The following is a 15,787-nucleotide window of genomic DNA, read 5'->3' on the forward strand; positions in this document are numbered from 1 at the left end:
CGCGCCGACGGGCCACTGGCCGCCCCCGTCCGCGGCCCCGGCCGGCCCCGACCCGCACCCGAGCGGCCGGGGCCCGGTGGGCGCCGGACCGTCGACCGGTCGGTGGCCCGCTCCCCCCGCCGGCGACGGGCGCCGCCCGACCGACGGGTGGACGGGGCAGCAGCCCCCCGCCCCGCGGCCCGCGGAACCCGGACCGGCCGGCTTCCCGCCGCACGGTCCGGCCGGACCGGTGCACCCGAGCGCCGCGCGGCGCGGGCCCGGCACGCCGCCCGACGGGCTCGCGTCCGCGCCCACCCGCCCGGCCCGCCCCGCCGCGACCCCGGACGACTCCGGGCCGTCCGCCACGACCCGGCCCGCCCGCCCGGCCGCCGCGCCCGCGGGCGGTGCGGCGAGTGGACGGCGGGGGAGGGCCATCCGGTCCGGCCGCGGGCCGGACCCGGCCTCCGGGGATGCCGGAGGCGAACGCGGCGCGAGCGCAGGCCCGGCCCTGCCCCGGCACCGCTCGCGGATCACCGGGCCACCGTCGACCGGGCGCCGCTCGCTGGCCGTGCTCGGCATCATCGGCGTGCTGGCCGGTGGCTACGCCTTCAGCGGGTCGCAGCCCACGCCGCCGGTGATGATGATGGTGCCGGTCGGGATGGCCCCGGAGTTCACCGGCGACGACGAGTGGGCGACCCGGGCCGGGACGGCGCTGACGTCGGTCGACCAGCAGCTCGTCGAGCTGGACGCCGCCGAGGAGGCGTGGAACGACACGCCCGCGGCCCTGGACGACGAGGAGCCGCCGACCGCGATCACCGAGCTGCGCGAGCGCCGCGAGGAGCTCGAGCGGCGCCAGGCGACGCTGCAGGCGCAGCTGTCCACCTACACCTCGCTCAACCAGGCCCGCGACGAGCTGCGCACGACCGAGGCCTCGCTCCGCTCGGTCGAGGACGCGCTGGCCAGGACCCCGCGCGAGCCGGGCTCGCGCGAGCAGGCGGCGCAGGTGGCCGCCCTGGAGGACCAGCGCGACCAGCACCGCAACCGGCTCGAGGCCGGCCGCGAGGAGCTGAGCCGGCTGCAGGACAGCGTGCGCAGCGCGATCCGCACCCCGCTGCCCGACGACGCCGAGGTCACCGACGACGTCCGGGCCGAGGCCCTGGAGGCCGTCGAGGCCGAGGGTGGCGACGCCCGGACGACCGACGACCGCGGCGGCGAGCAGCCGGCCCGCCCGGATGCCGACGGGGGCGACGGCGAGCGGGGGTCCGGTCCGGCGCGGGGTGGTTCGTCCAGCGACCGGGAACCCGAGGCCGACACCGACGACACCGACGACACCGACGACACCGACGACGCCCCGGGCACCGCCACCGCCACGCTCGACGACGGCGAGGAGGGCGTGGGCTCGGCGGTCGCCGGTGGCGCCGGGGAGGCGGCGTCCGCCGCGACGTCGGGCGGCGACGGGCGGCTCGTCGAGGGTGGCGGCCTCGGCTCCGCCGTCGCCGACGCCGCCGGTCGGGCCGCCGCGGGCGCGACCTCGGGCGGCTCGGGTCGCCTGGAGGACGGTGGCGGCCTCGGCTCGGCCGTCGGCGGAGCCGGCGGCGGGGTGCTCCCGCGCTGAGCGCCGGCGCCACGTCCGTGGGCTCCACCGGGCCGGGCGCTTCCCGCAGGCCCGGGGCGCGACCCGGACGGGTGCCGGGCGTGCCCGCCACTCCTTCGGGTCAACCGGGGGTCCCCGTGCGGACTGAACGTGACGTCCCCGGTCCGCGTGGCAGCCCGGAACCGGGCGGCGCCGCCGGTAGCGTGCCCCGGGTGACCGCTGCTCCCGTCCTGCCGTCCGCTGGGGCGCTGCCACCGCACGTCCGCTCGGCCTTCGGGGTCGCGGACGTGGAGCCCCGCCCGGCGGTGTGGGCCGGTCGCCGGGCGTGGCGCTGCGGCGAGCTGCTGCTGCGCCCCGTCCCGGACAAGGTCGTGACGGCCTGGTCGGCGGGCGTGCTGGACGGCCTGAAGGTCGACGGGCTGCGCGTCGCCCAGCCCGTGCGGTCCTCCGACGGCCGATGGGTCGTCGGGGGGTGGGCGGCCAACCGGTACGTCGCCGGCACCGTCGAGCCCCGCTACGACGCCGTGCTGACCACGGCGCTCCGCCTGCACGAGGCCCTCGCCGGCGTCGACCGCCCCCGCCTGCTCGACGGCCGCGACGACCTGGCCACGCGCTCCGCCGCCGCGGCGTTCGGCGAGCGCCGCGTCCCGCTGGACCCGGCCACCGGCGGCACCCTGTTCACCCAGCTCGCCGCCTACCGGGCGCCGCTGCACCTGACCCCGCAGCTGGTGCACCCGGAGCTGTTCGGCGCCGTCCTGTTCGACGAGCACGGCGTGCCCGCGCTGGTCGAGCTCGTGCCGTGCTGGCGGCCCGCCGAATGGGCCTCGGCCGTCGTGGTCGTCGACGCCGTGGCCTGGGGCGGGGGCGACCGCGGGCTGCTGGAGCGCTGGGCCGACACCGACGAGTGGCCGCAGGCGCTGCTGCGCGCCGTGCTGTTCCGGTTGGCGCTGCACGCGCAGCACCCGGAGGCCTCGTCGAGCACGCTGGAGGGCCTGGAGCGGGCCGCCGGGCTGGTCAGCGCCCTGCTCTGAGGACTCACACGGGTCCCGCGGGGTGGTGAGCACAGCTTTGCCGTGCCGTCACACGACCCGCATCGCCGGGTAACGGCGCGTTCCTAGCTTCGGGATGTCATCGACACCCGAGGAGGCCTGGCGTGAGTACCGCCCCGATCGACCCCGGCACCCGTTCGGAAGGGCTCGTGCGCGGCCGCTGGATCGACCACTGGGAACCGGAGGACCCGGCGTTCTGGCGGCGCGTCGGTGCCCCGATCGCCCGCCGCAACCTGTGGGCCTCCATCGCCGTGGAGCACGTCGGGTTCTCGGTCTGGACCCTGTGGTCGGTCTTCGTGCTGTTCATGGGGCCGGAGTACGGCCTGGACGCGGCGGCCAAGTTCCTGCTGGTGTCGACGGCGTCGTTCGTCGGCGCGGTGCTGCGGGTGCCCTACACGTTCGCCGTGGCCCGCTTCGGCGGCCGGAACTGGTCGGTGATCAGCGGCCTGCTGCTGCTCGTGCCCACCGTCGCGGCGGCGTTCGTGCTCCAGCCGGGCACGCCCTACTGGGTGTTCCTGCTGATGGCCGCGCTGGCCGGGGTGGGCGGCGGCAACTTCGCCTCGTCCATGACCAACATCAACGCCTTCTACCCGGACGCCCGCAAGGGCCTCGCGCTCGGGCTGAACGCCGGTGGCGGCAACATCGGGGTCGCGGTGATCCAGCTGGTCGCGCTGCTGATCATCGCGGTGGCCGGGGCGGGCCAACCGAAGATCATCCTCGGGGTCTACATCCCGCTGATCGTCGTCGTGTCGGTGGTCGCCGCGCTGGGCATGGACAACATCACCAGCGTGCGCAACGACACCGGCGCGGCCAAGCTGGCGCTGGCGCACCGGCACACGGCGATCATGTCGTTCCTCTACATCGGCACGTTCGGCTCCTTCATCGGCTACTCGTTCGCCTTCGGGCTGGTGCTGCAGACCCAGTTCGGCCGCACGCCGCTGGAGGCCGCCGCCGTCACCTTCATTGGCCCGCTCATCGGCTCGCTGATCCGCCCGCTGGGCGGCTGGCTGGCCGACCGCCTCGGCGGCGCCCGGGTGACGTTCTGGAACTTCGCGGCGATGGCGCTGGCCAGCCTGCTGTGCATCGGGGCGTCCGGGCTGGGCTCGCTGGGGCTGTTCACCGCCGGCTTCATCTGCCTGTTCTTCTTCGCGGGCGTCGGCAACGGCTCGACCTACAAGATGATCCCGGCGATCTTCCGGCGGGAGGCGCTGGCCCGGATCGCCGAGGGCGCCGAGCAGGGCCCCGCGCTGCGGCACGCCCGACGGGTCTCCGGGGCGGCGCTCGGGCTGATCTCCGCGGTCGGCGCGCTCGGCGGGCTGCTGATCAACCTGGCGTTCCGGCAGTCCTTCGCCGCCGCCGGCTCCGGGGTGCCGGCGTTCTGGGCCTTCCTGGCGTTCTACGTCGTCTGCGTCGCCGTCACCTACGCGGTCTACGTGCGGGTGGCGCCGGTGCGCGCCGGTGCGCGGCCGCGGCTGGCCTCGGTGCGGGTCTGACCGGCCCGGTGGCGCGGTGGCACCGGTGTTACGCCGGTGTCATCGCGCGTCGCGGTGCAGGTAACGCGGGCTGCCTAGCGTCGCTGCCCGTGACCGGGCGGCGCGGGCAGCGGGACAGTGACGAAGTCGAAGCCGATCGAGGTGGTGGCGCTGCGTACCGTGGGGGACACCGCGGTGCCCACGGCGCGCCGACCGCGAGGACGAGCCAGGAGGGCGGACCGACGTGTCGACGGCGATGAACGACGCGGTGCCCGCCACCGCCGTGGCGCCGCTGGCGGGTTTCACCGTCGGGATCACCGCGGCCCGCCGCGCCGACGAGCTGGCCACGATGCTGCGCAGGCGCGGGGCCGAGGTGGTGCAGGGGGCGGCGCTGCGGATCGTCCCGGTAGCCGACGACACCGAGCTGGCCGAGGCCACCCGGGCGCTGATCGCGGCCCCGCCCGACATCACCGTGGCGACCACCGGCATCGGCTTCCGCAGCTGGGTGTCCGCCGCCGACGGGTGGGGCATCGGCGAGGAGCTGCTGACCGCGCTGGGGCGCAGCAGGCTGATCGCCCGCGGCCCGAAGGCGCGCGGCGCCATCCGGGCCTCCGGGCTGGTCGACGCCTGGTCACCGCCGTCGGAGTCCTCCGCCGAGGTCCTGGAGCACCTGCTCGAACGCGGTGTCGACGGGCTGCGCATCGCCGTCCAGCTGCACGGCGAGCCCCTGCCGGACGTGGTCGAGGCGCTGTGCGTGGCCGGGGCCGAGGTCGTCGAGGTCCCGGTGTACCGATGGGTGCCCCCGGTCGACATCGCCCCGCTCGACCGGCTGATCGACGCGGTGCTCGGCGGCGGCGTCGACGTGCTGACCTTCACCAGCGCCCCGGCCGCGGCCAGCCTGCTGGCCAGGGCCGGTGAGCGCGGCCTCCGCGACGACCTGCTGGCCGCGCTGCGCGGACCGGTCCTCGCGGTGTGCGTGGGCCCGGTGACCGCGGCCCCGCTCGAAGCCGTCGACGTGCCGACGCTGCAGCCGCAGCGCTCGCGGCTCGGGGCCATGGTGCGCGCGCTGGAGGCGGAGGTGCCCACCCGCACCCGCTCGCTGCCCGTGGCCGGGCACCGGCTGCAGCTGCGCGGGCACGCCGTCCTCGTCGACGGGGTGCTGCGGATGGTGCCACCGGCGGGGATGGCGCTGCTGCGCGCGCTGGCCCGGCGGCCCGGCCGGGTGGTGCCGCGCGCCGAGCTGCTGGCCGCCCTGCCCGGCGGCGGCGACGACGAGCACGCCGTGGAGACGGCGATGACCCGGCTGCGCGCCGCGCTGGGCGAGCCCCGGCTGGTGCAGACCGTGGTCAAGCGCGGCTACCGGCTCGCCCTCGACCCCGCCGCGGACCCGGTCCCGGTCGGCGGCCACTGCCTGCACGGAGACGCGCTGTGAGCCCCGCCCCACCGGTCGAGCCCGCCCTGCTGCTGGTCGCGCACGGCACGCGCGACCCGGCGGGCGCCGTCGTCACCGAGCAGGTCGCCGCGGCGGCCAGGGCCCGGCTGGGCGTGCGGGTGGCGGTCGGCTTCGCCGACGTGCGCCGCCCCACCCCGGCCGACGCGGTGGCCGAGCTCGGCGGCGGGCCGTGCGTGGCGGTGCCGATGTTCCTGGCCGCCGGCTACCACGTGCGCAGCGACGTGCCCGCACAGCTGGCCGCGTTCGACGACGTGCTGGTGGCCGAGACGTTCGGGCCCGACCCGGCGCTGGTGGCCGCGGCCGCCGAGCGGCTGGCCGAGGCCGGCGCGCGACCGGGCGATGCCGTGGTGATGGCGGTCGCGGGCTCCTCCGACCCGCGGGCCAGGGCCGACAGCGCCCGCGCTGCCCGCAGGCTCGGCCGGCTGCTCGGCGGTCCGGTCACCCTCGCGACGGTCGCCATCGGCGGGCCCCGGGTGGTCGACGCGGTGGCCGCGCTGCGCCGCGACGGCGCCGAGCGGGTGGCCGTGGCCAGCTGGCTGCTCGCCCCCGGGCTGTTCCAGCGCCGCCTCGACGAGTGCGGGGCCGACGCCGTGGCCGGGCCGCTCGCCGACCACCCGGCGGTCGTGGAGCTGGTCGGCGAGCGCTACCGGGCGGCGCTATCCGGAGCGCGGCGCACGGCGTGAGGGCCGGGGCAGCCGCCCGTCCACCAGGATGACGCCCTCGGCGCGCAGCCGGTCGCTCTGCTCGTGCGCGATGTGCGGGGCGCAGGACCCGTCGGCGCGCAGCACGCGGTGCCAGGGCAGGTCGTGGCCGTCCTCGGCGAGGATGCGGCCCACCAGCCGGGGCGAGCGCAGCCCGGCCCGCTCGGCGATCTCGCCGTAGGTGGTGGTCTCGCCGGGCGGCACCGCCAGCACGGCGGCGCGCACCCGCTCGACGGTCTCCTCGTCCACGCTCAGCCCGCCAGGAACGCCGCGATGTGCGCGGTGGTCTCGGCGGGGCGCTCCAGGTAGAGCATGTGGCCGGCGTCGACCTCGATCACGGTGAGCGCATCGCCCATCTCGTCGCGGCAGGCCGCGAGCCACCCGGGCCGCACGAAGTCGGCCTTGGTGGCCGGCACGACCAGCGTGCGGGTGCCGGCAGGCGGGATCGCGGCCGGTCGGGCCATCTCCGACCACGCCGCGACCACCGATGCCGGGCTGTAGCGGTAGCGGAAGCGGTCGCCGTCGGCGACGAGGTGCTCGGTCAGCTCCGCCTCGACGAGCGCGGCGTCGACGCCCTCCCAGCGCCCGGCCCGGTCGGCGCGCGCGGCGGCCAGGTCGGGGAAGGACAGCTCGGCGCGGCTCTCCTCGGCGGTCTCCAGCATGTCCTGCGGGTCGAGGCCGAGCGCCGGGTCGAGCAGGACCAGGCGCTCCACGCGCTCGGGCGCCGCGCGGGCCAGGTGCACCGCGATCGCGCCGCCGAACGAGTGCCCGATGACGGGCACCCGGTCCAGGCCGAAGCGGTCGAGCACGGCCAGCGCGTCGGCGACGTGGCGTTCGAGGTTCCACGGGGGCACCCACGGCGAGCGGCCGTGCCCGCGCAGGTCGACGGCGAGCAGCCGGACGCCGGGCAGCGACCCGGCCACGACGGCCCAGCGCCGGGCGTGCCCGGTGACCCCGTGCAGCGCCAGCACCGGCAGGGCGTCGGACGGGCCGAACTCGACGACGTTGAGCGGGGCCGGTTCGACGGTCACGGCGGTGATCGTGCCACGCGGGTCCGACACCGTCCCGGGCTCCACCCGACGTCGGGCCGGGCAGCGGGTGGGGCGCCGGGCTGTCGGGGGCGCGTGGTTGCATCGGAGCGTGTCCACGACCGCGCGGTCCGTCCGCCCCGGCGCCCTCGCGCCGGGGCTGGTCCGCGTCCCGCGGGCGCGGGCGGCCGAGCCGGTGTGGGACGAGGCGGCCCGCCGGGTACTGGCCCACCGCGCCGGTCCGCTGCGGGTGGTCGGTGGCCCGGGCACCGGCAAGACGACGCTGCTGCTGGCCGCCATCGCCGCCCGGATCACCGCGGGCGCCGGCCCCGAGGCCGACCCGGCCCGCACCCTCGTGCTGGTGGGCAGCCGGCGGGCCGCCGGGGAGCTGCGCGAGCGGCTGGGCGAGCTGGTCGGCGGCGGCGCGACCGACCGCACCCTGCGCGAGCCGCTGGTCCGCACGGTGCACTCCTACGCGTTCGGCGTGCTGCGCCTGCACGCCGCCCGCCACGGCGACCCGCCGCCCCGGCTGCTGGCCAGCGCCGAGCAGGACGTCGTCGTCCGGGAGCTGCTGGCCGGCGAGGTCGCCGAGGCGGTCCCGGGCTCGGGCTGGCCGGAGCGCCTGCTGCCGGCGATCGGCCTGCCCGGCTTCGCCGCCGAGCTGCGCGAGCTGCTGCTCCGGGCGGGCGAGCGCGGGATGGGCCCCGACGAGCTGACCGCGATGGGGGAGCGCCACGACGTCGGCGCGTGGCGCGCGGCCGGTCGCTTCTACCGGGTCTACGAGCAGGTCAACCTGCTGCGCGGGGCGGCGGGCCGGGGCGCCCCGCAGGCCACCGCCCCCGCGCTCGACTCCGCCGAGCTGGTGGCCGCCGCCCTCGACGCGCTCGCCGCCGACCCCGACCTGCTCGCCGCCGAGCGCGACCGGATCCGCCACCTCGCCGTCGACGACGCCCAGGACCTCGACCCGCAGCAGATGGAGCTGGTCGGGGTGCTCGGTTCCACCGCCACCACGGTGCTGCTCGCCGGCGACCCCGACCAGGCCGTGCTGAACTTCCGCGGCGCCGACCCGGAGGGCATGCGGGCCGTCGAGGCGGAGACGGTGGTGCTCACCGTCGACCACCGGGGGGCGCCCGCCGTCCGCGAGGCGTGCGGGCGGCTCGCCGCGCGGCTCCCCGGCGCCGGGAGCGGGCGCCGCCGGGTCGCCCCGCCGGGCGACCCGGGCCCGGAGGGCGACGTCCGGGTCCGGGTGTTCGGCTCGGCGGCCCAGGAGGCCGGCTGGGTGGCCGACCAGCTGCGCCGCGCCCACCTGACCGGTGGCGTGCCCTGGTCGCGGATGGCCGTGCTGGCCCGCTCCACCCGCCGCTCGCTGCCGACGCTGCGCCGGGCCCTGCTGGCCGCCGGGGTGCCCATCGCCGCCCCGAACGACGAGCTGCCGCTGGGGCGCCAGCCCGCCGTCGTGCCGCTGCTGCTCGTGCTGCGCTACGCCACCCGCCCCGGCGAGCTCGACGCCGACGCGGCCACCGCGCTGCTCACCTCCCCGCTCGGCTCGGCCGACCCGATGCGCATGCGCAGGCTGCGCCGCGGGCTGCTGCGCCTGCACGCCGCGGGCGGGGGCCCCGACCGCCGCCCGCCCGGCGCGCCGGTGGCCCCGGCGGAGGCCGAGCGGATCGGCAGCGACCCGCTCCTGGTCGAGGCCCTGCGGGCGGCCGCCCGCGGCCGCCCCGACCCGCTGACCGCGCTGCCCCCGCAGGAGACCGCCCCGCTGCGCCGGGTCGGCGCGCTGCTGGCCGTGGCGGGCGAGGCCGCCCGCCACGGCGAGAGCGCCGAGGAGGTGCTCTGGCGGGTCTGGCAACACAGCGGACTGGGCCCGCGCTGGAGCGACGCCAGCGCGCGCGGCGGCCCGGTGGGCGCGGCCGCCGACCGCGACCTCGACGCCGTCCTCGCGCTGTTCGCGGCCGCCTCCCGGCACGCCGACCGGCTGCCCGGCGCCGACGTCGCCAGCTTCACCGAGTACCTGGCCGAGCAGCAGCTCCCCGGCGATTCGCTGGCCCCGCGGGCCCCGCAGGGCGAGGCCGTCGCCCTGCTCACGGCGCACGCTGCGCGCGGGCGCGAGTGGGACGTGGTGGCCGTGCCCGGCGTCCAGGAGGGCACCTGGCCCGACCTGCGCCTGCGCGGCAGCCTGCTGGGCAACGAGCGGCTGGTCGACGTCGTCGCCGGAGTCGCCGAGCCCGACGCCAAGGTCTCCCGGGTCGCGCCGCTGCTGGCCGAGGAGCGCAGGCTGTTCTACGTGGCCTGCTCGCGGGCCCGGCACACGCTGCTGGTCAGCGCGGTGCAGGGAGCCCCGCAGGGCGCATCGCCCGGCGACGACGAGCAGCCATCCCGCTTCCTCGACGAGCTCGACCCGGTCCCCGCAGGCCAGGCCGACCGCCCCCTGCACCGGCCAGGGCGCTCGCTCGTGCTGGCCGAGCTGGTCGGCGAGCTGCGCCGCGCGGTGGCCTCGCCCGCCGAGACCCCGCAGCAGCGGGCGCGCCGCCACCGCGCCGCGGTCCAGCTCGCCCGGCTGGCCGAGGCGGGCGTCCCGGGCGCCCACCCCGACGACTGGTACGGCCTGGCCCCGGTCTCCTCCGACGGCCCGCTGCGGGTGCCGGGCGAGGTCGTGCCGGTGTCCCCGTCGGACGTCGAGAAGATCGTGCGCTGCCCGCTGCGCTGGGTGCTGGAGCGCCACGGCGGGGGAGACGTCGGCGCGCTGGCCGCCGTCACCGGCTCGTTGGTGCACGCGCTGGTGCAGGCGGGCGCGGCCGGCGCCGACGGCGCCGAGCTGGAGGGCGCGCTGCGCGAGGCGTGGTCCCGGTTGGACGCCGGGGCGCCGTGGTTCGGCCGCCGCGAGCTCGACCGGGTGCGCGGCATGCTCGCCGCCTTCGACGGCTGGGTCCGCTCCAGCCGGGCCGAGGGCCTGCGGCTGGTCGCGGTGGAGCAGCCCGTCCAGCTCGACATGGAGGGCCCGGGCGGGGGGCCGTGGCTGCGGCTGCGCGGCCGGGTCGACCGCCTGGAGGTCGACCCGGAGGGCCGGCCCGTCGTCGTCGACGTCAAGACCGGCAAGGCGGCGGTCAGCGCCCGGGCCGCCGCCGAGCACCCGCAGCTGGCGGTGTACCAGCTGGCCGCGGCCCTGGGCGCGTTCGGCGAGCTGCTCGACCCCGGCCGCGGCCCGGGCGGCGCCCGGCTGGTCTACGTGGCCGACCAGAAGGCCGGGGGCCAGCCGAAGGAGCCGGTGCAGCCGCCGCTGGACGAGGTCGACGTCGAGCACTGGCGCTCGGTCGTGGAGCGCTGCGCTGAGGAGACCTCCGGCTCGACGTTCATCGCCCGCCTCGGCCCGGACTGCGAGCGCTGCCCCGTGCGCACCAGCTGCCCCCTGCACGACGCGGGCCGCTCCGTGCCCCGTCAGTGAGCCCGGTGGCCGGGCGCGTAACCCGTCCGTGCGTCGCTCGTTGGTAAAGAGTCGGTAACCCACTCGGGTGAGGTCGTGACCTCATCGCAACCCGCCGGGCCCCGGGACGTCTACCTGGTGTCAGCACGTCCCTGCGGAGCGCAGTTGTCGCGCGCCACGCAGGGGAAGGTACGGTCCCTCGACGCCGGCGCTCCCCCAAGCTCCCCCCCGGCTCGTGGTACTCGCAGGCAGGAGACGCAATGCCCCACATCCCGGTGCGCGTCCGCGCAGCGGTGGCCGGCGTGGCGGTCGCCATCTCGGTGGCCGCCTGCGCAGGCGCGGACCCCACCCCGGCCGCCCCCGATTCCGGGCCGGACCTGTTCGACGCGCTCCCGCAGAAGGTGGAACTGCCCCCGGTTCCGGAGATCCCGACGACAACGGTCGCTCCGCCGGCCCCCACCGTTACGCCCAAGCCCAAACCCAAGTCGGAGGTCAAGAAGGCCGCCGAGGACGCGGGCCCCAAGCTGGACTGGAAGCGGGTCGGCGGCGACGAGTTCGACGGCGGCCTCGACGAGGACACCTGGAACCTCTACGACAGCATCGGCGGCTTCGGCAACGGCCTGCGCCGGCCCGAGGCGATCTCGGTCTCCGACGGCACCTTGAAGATCACCGGTCGGGACGAGGTCTCCGGCGGCATGGGCCACTCCCACGGCCAGCTCTACGGGCGCTGGGAGTTCCGCGCCCGCACCGAGCCCGGGCGCGGCTTCGGCTCGGCGATCCTGCTGTGGCCGGACTCCGAGCAGTGGCCGGAGGACGGCGAGATCGACATGATGGAGGTGCCGACCGAGGACCGGGTGCGCGCCCACTTCGTGCTGCACTACGGCGAGGACAACAACATCGTCGGCACGTCGGTCCCGGGCGACTACACCGAGTGGCACACCTTCGCCGTCGAGTGGCTGCCCGACCGGCTCACCTGGTTCGTGGACGGCAAGAAGCACTTCGAGACCACCGATCTCGAAGCCATCCCGAAGACGCCGATGCACCTGACCATCCAGCTCGACCAGGGGCCGAAGAAGGACTGGCTGCCCGAGCGCGACGAGACCACCCCCGACGAGGTGTCCCTCGAAGTCGACTGGGTGCGTGTCTACGAGCTCTAGGCCCTTCGCGAGGGGATGATCTGCCGGTGGAGCTGACTCCGGCGGCGCTCGCCACCGCGCTCGGCCTGCCCCCTCCCACCGAGGAGCAGGCCGCGGTCATCGCCGCCCCGGCCCGCCCGGCGCTCGTCGTCGCCGGGGCCGGGGCGGGCAAGACCGAGACGATGGCGGCCAGGGTGGTCTGGCTGGTCGCCACCGGCCAGGTCCTGCCCGAGCAGGTGCTGGGCCTGACCTTCACCCGCAAGGCGGCCCAGCAGCTGGGCAGCCGGGTGCGCTCCCGGCTGCGCAGGCTGGCCGCGTCCCGGCTGCTCGACGAGCTCGACCCCAGCGGGGAGCGGCGGACGGCCGTCGTGGCCGGCGAGCCGACCATCTCCACCTACCACGCCTACGCGGGGCGGCTGGTCGGCGAGCACGCGCTGCGGCTGCCCGCCGAGCCCGCCGCCCGGCTGCTCGGCGAGACCGCGTCGTGGCAGCTGGCCCACCGGGTCGTCAGCAGCTGGGCCGACGACCTGGACGTCGACGTGATGCCGCCGACGGTCACCGGCTGGCTGCTGGCGCTGGCCGGGGAGCTGGGCGAGCACCTGGTCGAGCCCGAGCAGGTCCGCGCCCACGCCGAACGGGTCATCTCGGTGCTGGCCGCGGCGCCGCCGGGCAAGCGCCAGCGCGCCGAGCCGTCCCAGACCTACCGGCGCTGGATCGACGCCCAGCGGATGCGGATGGAGCTGCTGCCGCTGGTGGAGGCGTTCACCGCGCGCAAGCGGGCCGAGCGCGCCGTCGACTTCGCCGACCAGCTGGCCATCGCCGCGCGCGTCGCCGCCGACCACCCCGAGGTCGGCGAGGTCGAGCGGACCACGTTCCGCGCCGTGCTGCTCGACGAGTACCAGGACACCGGCCACTCCCAGCGCGTGCTGCTGCGGGCCCTGTTCGGCACGCAGCCCGGCGAGCCCGTGCGGACCGAGGGCCCGGCGGTCACCGCGGTGGGCGACCCGTGCCAGTCCATCTACGGCTGGCGCGGGGCCAGCGCGGGCAACCTGGTGCGGTTCCGCACCGACTTCCCCGGCCCGGACGGCCCGGCCGACGAGTACGGGCTGATGACCAGCTTCCGCAACCCGCCGGAGGTGCTGGCGCTGGCCAACGCGGTCTCCGCGCCGCTGCGCGAGGCCCCCGGAGCGGTCGGCGTCGGGGCGCTGCGCTCGGGCCCGGGCGCCGGGTCGGGCCGGGTGCGGGTGGCGCTGCTGCCCGACGCGGCCACCGAGATCGCCTGGATGGCCGACGCCGTCGCCGAGCGCTGGGAGCAGGGCGGGGAGTCGCCGCCGACGTCGGCGGTGCTGGTGCGCAGGCGCGCCGACATGGACGCCATCGCCACCGCGCTGCGGGCCAGGGGGCTGCCGGTCGAGGTGGTCGGGCTGGGCGGGCTGCTGGACACACCGGAGGTCCGCGACCTGGTCAGCGCGCTGCGGCTGGTGGCCGACCCGCTGTCCGGGCCGGCCGCCGTCCGGCTGCTGACCGGGGCCCGCTGGCGGCTGGGCGTCTCCGACCTGTCCGCGCTGTGGCAGCGGGCCCGCGAGATCGTGCCCGGCGCCCCGGCCCGCCCCGGGCCGCTGACGCCGTCGGAGCTGGCGCTGGGCGCCTTGCCGGGCGAGCACGCCCAGCAGGCCGGGCTGGTCGACGCCCTGGACGACCCGGGTCCGGCCGAGCGGTACTCCCCGCTGGGCTACGCCCGGATCACTCGGCTGGCTCGCGAGCTGGGCTGGTTGCGCTCGCGGGCCTCCGCGCCGCTGACCGACCTCGTCGCCGACGCCGAGCGCATCCTGCTGCTCGACGCCGAGACCGCCGCCCGGCCCGGCCCGGTCGGGCGGGCGCAGCTGGACGCGTTCGCCGACGTGGTCGCCGACTTCGCGACCGGCGCCGAGGTCGCCACCCTGCCCGCCCTGCTGGACTACCTGGAGACCGCCGAGCGCGCCGAGGACGGGCTCTCGCCCGGCGAGGTCGAGGTGTCCACCGACCGCGTCCAGGTGCTCACCGTGCACGCGGCCAAGGGCCTGGAGTGGCAGGTCGTGGCCATCCCGCACCTGGTCAGCCAGGTCTTCCCCGGCCGCAAGATCGGTGGCACCTGGCTGACCAGCCCCGCCGAGCTGCCGGTCCCGCTGCGCGGCGACGCCGCCGACCTGCCCGGCATCGACCTGCCCGACAGCTCCGACCACACCGCCGACCGCAAGCAGCTCGAAGACCTGGTGAAGCAGCACTCCGAGGCCCTCGACGAGCGCAGGCTGACCGAGGAGCGGCGGCTGTTCTACGTGGCGCTGACCCGGGCCGAGCGGGTGCTGCTGGTGTCCGGGCACCGGTGGGGCGCCACCGGGGAGAAGCCGCGCCGGCCCTCGGAGTTCCTGGTCGAGGTGGCCGCCGCGCACGCGCCGGAGGAGTGGGCCGACGAGCCGGCCGAGGGCGAGGTCAACCCGGCCACCCTCGAGCAGCCCACCGCGCAGTGGCCCGTCGATCCCCTCGGCGACCGCTCCGCCGACGTGCACGCCGGCGCCGAACTGGTCCGGGCCGCCCTGCGCGGCCTCGACGAGGCCAGGGTCGCGGCCGCCGCGGCGGTGCCCCCCGGCTCCCAGCTGGACCTCCTCGGCCCGGAGGAGCCCGCTGAGCCCCCGGAGGACGAGTTCGGGGCCCCGCCCGACGACGACCAGGACGACGGCGACGGCGACCCGGAGGGCTGGGCGGCCGACGTCGAGGTGCTGCTGGCCGAGCGCGCCGCCGCCCGCGCCCGCCCCACCGTCGCGCTGCCGGCCCAGCTGTCGGTGAGCCAGCTCGTCGAGCTCGCCGACGACCCGGCCGCACTGGCCTCGGTGCTGCGCCGCCCGCTGCCGATGGCCCCCAACCCGCACGCCCGCCGCGGCACCGCGTTCCACGCGTGGCTGGAGCAGCGCTTCGGCGCGGTCGGCCTGCTCGACATCGACGAGCTGCCCGGCGCCGCCGACGAGGGCGCGGCCACCGACGACGTCCTGGAGGACCTGCAGGCCGCCTACCTGGCTTCGGCCTGGGCCGACCGCTCACCGGTCGAGGTGGAGGTGCCGTTCGAGACGGTGCTGGCCGGGGTCGGGGTGCGGGGCCGGATGGACGCGGTGTTCCGCGACGAGGACGGCGGCTTCACCGTCGTCGACTGGAAGACCGGCGCCCTGCCCGGTCCGGACCGCCTGCCCGCGCTGGCCGTGCAGCTCGCGGTCTACCGGCTGGCGTGGGCGTCGATGGCGGGCTGCGAGCTCGACCGGGTCCGGGCGGCGTTCCACTACGTGCGCCAGGACGTCACCCTGCGCCCCGCCGACCTGCTCGACGCCGACGGCCTGCGCGACCTGCTCGGCTCCGTGCCGCTGGCCGGCTGACCGATCAGATCAGCTCGGCCAGCTTGGTCATGGTGTTCCAGTTGCGCGCGGTCACCATGATCTTCCAGTGCTTCTCCGCGGACCCGCCCACGGGCGGCGCGCCCATCAGCCCGTCCGGGCACCACTGGTAGATCACCCGGGGCCCGAGCCGGGAGTTCTCCGGGTCGAGCTCGGTCGGGTCGTGCGCCGCGAGCTGCTCGGCGTCGGGCTGCTCGGCCAGCACGTGGGCCATCATCCGCGAGCCGTTGTCGGCCACGTCGGTGAAGGGGTGCCCGTCGACGATCGCCCGCAGCTCGTCGGCCGTCAGGACGACGCAGCGCACGTCCATGCCCAGCGCGGCGTCGATGGCCGCGGAGATCCGCCGCTCGTGCTCGACCGGGTCGGCGTCGGGCCCGGTGAGCACCGCGTTGCCGCTCTGCAGGTGGGTGCGGACCTCGGTGTAGCCGGCGCCGTCGAGCAGGGCGCGCAGGTCGGCCATGGCGACGCGGCGGCGGGGGCCGAGGTTGATCCCGCGCAGGAGCAGGGCGTAGCGGGGCACGGTCGGGCAGGG

10 protein-coding genes and 1 pseudogene are annotated in these 15,787 nt (G+C 77.5%); 8 read left to right on the forward strand and 3 right to left on the reverse strand.

Features of this window, described 5'->3' with window-relative positions; translation table 11 throughout:
* The 5 genes and pseudogenes from KDL28_RS37550 to KDL28_RS37570 all read left to right on the forward strand — a co-directional run.
* Window positions 1-1,594, forward strand: a pseudogene (locus tag KDL28_RS37550) (hypothetical protein); the annotation flags it as partial.
* Between the two features lie 191 nt (window positions 1,595-1,785).
* The gene (locus KDL28_RS37555; RefSeq protein ID WP_252446259.1) at window positions 1,786-2,604 is read left to right on the forward strand and encodes a TIGR02569 family protein; all 819 of its coding nucleotides are present in this window, start codon (window positions 1,786-1,788) and stop codon (window positions 2,602-2,604) included.
* Window positions 2,605-2,726: 122 nt separating this feature from the next.
* Window positions 2,727-4,115, forward strand: a complete 1,389-nt coding sequence (locus tag KDL28_RS37560; RefSeq protein WP_252446260.1) for an MFS transporter — start codon at window positions 2,727-2,729, stop codon at window positions 4,113-4,115.
* Between the two features lie 235 nt (window positions 4,116-4,350).
* A complete protein-coding gene (locus KDL28_RS37565) occupies window positions 4,351-5,526 on the forward strand; it encodes a uroporphyrinogen-III synthase (RefSeq protein ID WP_252446284.1) in 1,176 nt (391 codons plus the stop codon).
* On the forward strand, window positions 5,523-6,230 hold the full coding sequence (locus KDL28_RS37570; protein ID WP_252446261.1) for a sirohydrochlorin chelatase: 708 nt from the start codon (window positions 5,523-5,525) through the stop codon (window positions 6,228-6,230). Before KDL28_RS37565 ends, KDL28_RS37570 begins: the two co-directional genes overlap by 4 nt.
* Here KDL28_RS37570 and KDL28_RS37575 read toward each other — a convergent pair.
* Window positions 6,204-6,497, reverse strand: coding sequence for an MGMT family protein (locus tag KDL28_RS37575; RefSeq protein WP_252446262.1), 294 nt, complete (start codon window positions 6,495-6,497; stop codon window positions 6,204-6,206). The genes KDL28_RS37570 and KDL28_RS37575 overlap by 27 nt on opposite strands.
* A 2-nt stretch (window positions 6,498-6,499) precedes the next feature.
* Window positions 6,500-7,279, reverse strand: coding sequence for an alpha/beta fold hydrolase (locus KDL28_RS37580; protein WP_252446263.1), 780 nt, complete (start codon window positions 7,277-7,279; stop codon window positions 6,500-6,502).
* Between the two features lie 109 nt (window positions 7,280-7,388).
* On the opposite strand from KDL28_RS37580, the gene KDL28_RS37585 reads away from it, so the two are divergent.
* The 3 genes from KDL28_RS37585 (at window position 7,389) to KDL28_RS37595 (ending at window position 15,237) form a co-directional block, all read left to right on the forward strand.
* Complete coding sequence (locus tag KDL28_RS37585) at window positions 7,389-10,721, forward strand: ATP-dependent helicase (protein WP_308216121.1); 3,333 nt, start codon at window positions 7,389-7,391, stop codon at window positions 10,719-10,721.
* A 239-nt stretch (window positions 10,722-10,960) separates the two neighbouring features.
* Window positions 10,961-11,857 (forward strand): family 16 glycosylhydrolase, encoded by an 897-nt coding sequence (locus KDL28_RS37590; RefSeq protein ID WP_252446264.1) that lies wholly within the window; start codon window positions 10,961-10,963, stop codon window positions 11,855-11,857.
* A gap of 26 nt (window positions 11,858-11,883) precedes the next feature.
* Window positions 11,884-15,237, forward strand: a complete 3,354-nt coding sequence (locus KDL28_RS37595; protein WP_252446265.1) for an ATP-dependent helicase — start codon at window positions 11,884-11,886, stop codon at window positions 15,235-15,237.
* 4 nt (window positions 15,238-15,241) lie between these two features.
* On the opposite strand, the gene KDL28_RS37600 is transcribed toward KDL28_RS37595, so the two are convergent.
* Window positions 15,242-15,775, reverse strand: a complete 534-nt coding sequence (locus tag KDL28_RS37600; protein ID WP_252446266.1) for a DUF1697 domain-containing protein — start codon at window positions 15,773-15,775, stop codon at window positions 15,242-15,244.
* Window positions 15,776-15,787: the final 12 nt, after the last annotated feature.

The organism is Pseudonocardia humida, assembly GCF_023898865.1.
Classification (GTDB): domain Bacteria; phylum Actinomycetota; class Actinomycetes; order Mycobacteriales; family Pseudonocardiaceae; genus Pseudonocardia; species Pseudonocardia humida.